This window comes from Pseudonocardia nigra, from assembly GCF_019396355.1.
Classification (GTDB): domain Bacteria; phylum Actinomycetota; class Actinomycetes; order Mycobacteriales; family Pseudonocardiaceae; genus Pseudonocardia; species Pseudonocardia nigra.
On sequence record NZ_JAHKRK010000398.1, the window covers coordinates 1 to 2500 of the forward strand.

Here is a 2500-nt window from a genome sequence, read left to right on the forward strand (position 1 = left end):
CGTTCTCGTTGACGTAGTGCTCGGTGGTGTTCGCGGCGTCGAGCAGCGGAGCCATCGGCGAGGTGATCCGCGCCTGGCCGAGCGTGGCGATGTTCAGGTCGAGCTGGGGTTGGTTGCGAGGCAGATCGACGACGGTGGCGTTGGGATGGCTCTCGAGGGCGGTAGGCACGCGTTCTCCTGCACAAGTGATGACGGGGCTACCTGTCGGCCTCGCCACCACGCTGGGGCAGACGGCCCGTGGGCGATGGTGACACCCTACCCTTACGTCAGGTTGAAAGATGCTCCCGTAGACTGCCCCTCGGGTCTGCTGCGTGCGCAGGCGAGATCGCATCCACTCTTCCCCTGCGGTAGAGTTGTTCGATGGCTGTGATGCAGATCGGGGAGGTCGCGGCCCGCGTCGGCTTGTCCCTGCGCACGATCCGGCACTACGACGAGATCGGTCTCGTCGTGCCGTCGGAACGGTCGGCGGGAGGCTTCCGCCTGTACTCGGAGGCCGACGTGGAACGGCTGGCGCTCATCAGGACGATCCGACCGCTCGACTTCACGCTCGAACAGATCCGCGACCTTCTGGGCGTGATCGACGCCGTGTCCGCCGACGACGGCCGTGACCCTGAGCGCACTGAACAGCTCACCGGGCGGTTGGCCATGTATCGGGCGGCAGCTGACAGTCGCATCGAAGCGCTGCGTGCCCAGGTGATGGGGCTCGAGAAGTTGTCGCGGGATCTGCGAACGCTGGCCGCGCCCGCCGCGCGGCGTACGAGCGACGGGAGACGATGACCACCACTGCAGGGGAACTGCCTGTTCATCGGGAAGCGGCGCGGCGCCGCACGTTCGCGGTGATCAGCCACCCGGACGCGGGCAAGTCCACGCTCACGGAGGCGCTGGCGCTGTATGCCGAGGTTATCGACCAGGCCGGTGCGGTGCACGGCAAGTCCGGGCGCAAGGGCGTCACGTCGGACTGGATGGAGATGGAGCGCAAGCGCGGCATCTCGATCACGTCGGCGGTGCTGCAGTTCGCCTACCGCGACTGCGTGATCAACCTGCTCGACACCCCCGGTCACGGCGACTTCTCCGAGGACACCTACCGGGTGCTCGCGGCTGTCGACGCCGCGGTGATGCTGCTCGACGCGGCGAAGGGCCTCGAGTCGCAGACGCTCAAGCTGTTCGACGTGTGCCGCACCCGTGGCATTCCGGTGCTGACGTTCGTGAACAAGTGGGACCGGCCCGGCCGGGAGGCCCTGGAGCTGCTCGACGAGGTGGAGCAGACGATCGGGCTGCGGCCGATGCCGATCACCTGGCCGGTCGGGATCGCGGGCGAGCTGCGCGGGCTGGTGGAGACCGCCACCGGAGAGTTCACCCGGTTCTCCCGGACCGCCGGGGGCGCCACGCGGGCGGTGGCCGAGACAGTGCCTGCTGCCGAGGTCGCCGCGGCGGAGCCGGAGTTCTGGCCCGCGGCGCAGGACGAGCTGGCGCTGCTGCGCGAGATCGGGGCCGAGTTCGACGAGAAGGACTTCCTCGCCGGCACGGCCACGCCGGTGCTGTTCGGCGCGGCGCTGGTCGGGGTCGGCGTCCGGCGGCTGCTGGACGCGCTGGTCGACCTCGCGCCCGCGCCCGAAGCGCGGCCCGACGACGGGGGCGCCCCCCGTCCGCTGGAGGCGTCGCTGTCCGGGCTGGTGTTCAAGGTGCAGGCCGGCATGGACCGCGCGCACCGCGACCGGATGGCGTTCCTGCGCATCTGCTCGGGGCGCTTCGAGCGCGGCATGGTGCTCACCCCACGCCGCCACCGGCCGCCCGTTCGCCACCAAGTACGCCCAGGCGGTGTTCGGCCAGCAGCGCACCACGGTGGAGGAGGCCTTTCCCGGCGACATCGTCGGCCTGGTCAACGCCGGCGCGCTGCGACCCGGTGACACCCTCTACGCCGAGGATCCGGTGGAGTTCCCGGCGATCCCCAGCTTCGCCCCCGAGCACTTCGCCGTGGTTCGTGCCGCCGACGCCGGCCGATTCAAGCAGTTCCGCCGCGGAATCGAGCAGCTCGACAGCGAGGGCGTCATCCAGGTCTTGCGGTCCGATCTACGGGGTGACCAGGCCCCGGTGCTCGCCGCGGTCGGGCCGCTGCAGTTCGAGGTGGTCACCGCGCGGCTGGAGTCGGAGTTCCGCGCGCCGGTCACGCTCGAACCCCTTGGCTACTCAGTCACGCGGCGCACCGATGCGGCGGGCGCGGAGCTGCTGGCCGGGCAGAGCGAGGTGGAGGTGCTCACCCGGCGGGCCGACGGGGCGCTGCTCGCGGTGTTCAGCAACAAGTGGCGGATGGAGACCGTCCGGCGCAAGTTCGACGACCTCGTACTGGAGCCGCTGCCCGCGGGCTCGGTCGGCCGCTAGAGCGTGTCCCGTGGATCATGCGGGTCGGCTGCGGTAGATCTCTTCTGTGCTTGATCGCCACGACTTGACCGACGCGGAGTGGGCACGGCTGGAGCCGTTGCTGCCCGACCGGACACCGCGA

1 protein-coding gene and 1 pseudogene are annotated in these 2500 nt (G+C 70.3%); both read left to right on the top strand.

Annotated elements, in window-relative coordinates; translation table 11 throughout:
- Positions 1 to 369 precede the first annotated feature (369 nt).
- Positions 370 to 777 carry a MerR family transcriptional regulator gene (locus KME75_RS40865; RefSeq protein WP_219420359.1) on the top strand — a complete coding sequence of 136 codons (408 nt, stop codon included), beginning with the start codon at positions 370 to 372 and terminating at the stop codon, positions 775 to 777.
- A pseudogene (locus KME75_RS40870) lies at positions 774 to 2379 on the top strand (peptide chain release factor 3). The gene KME75_RS40865 and the pseudogene KME75_RS40870 overlap by 4 nt, the downstream one beginning before the upstream one ends.
- Positions 2380 to 2500 lie beyond the last annotated feature (121 nt).

Coding starts and splice junctions, on each gene's coding strand:
- KME75_RS40865 (WP_219420359.1), top strand. CDS start 370: ATGCAGATCGGGGAGGTCGCGGCCCGCGTCGGCTTGTCCCTGCGCACG.